The sequence below is a fragment of the Bradyrhizobium sp. Mp27 genome, from assembly GCF_029953005.1.
GTDB classification, from domain to species: domain Bacteria; phylum Pseudomonadota; class Alphaproteobacteria; order Rhizobiales; family Xanthobacteraceae; genus Bradyrhizobium; species Bradyrhizobium barranii.
In genome coordinates, this window is sequence record NZ_JASAUS010000765.1 from 1 (window position 1) to 245 (window position 245).

The following is a 245-nucleotide window of genomic DNA, read 5'->3' on the forward strand; positions in this document are numbered from 1 at the left end:
CCGCAACCCCGACCAGCTCCGACGACCCGAGCGCTACCAGCAGAGCACGCCGATCAAAGGGGTCCCTTTTGGAGGCCGATAGGGGGTCCCAGTCAAACGCCGATTGACAGACGTCTTCGTCGAGAAATACCACATCAAATACGGACGTGCGGTGGAGTGCCTGATCAAGGATCGCCATGCGCTGCTCGCCTTCTTCGACTTCCCTGCTGAGCACTGGATCCACCTACGCAGCTCGAACCCGATCG

General features: G+C 60.4%; 1 pseudogene. It reads left to right on the plus strand.

The features are described from left to right. Nucleotides 1–112: 112 nt before the first annotated feature. Nucleotides 113–245, plus strand: a pseudogene (locus tag QJT78_RS52590) (transposase); the annotation flags it as partial.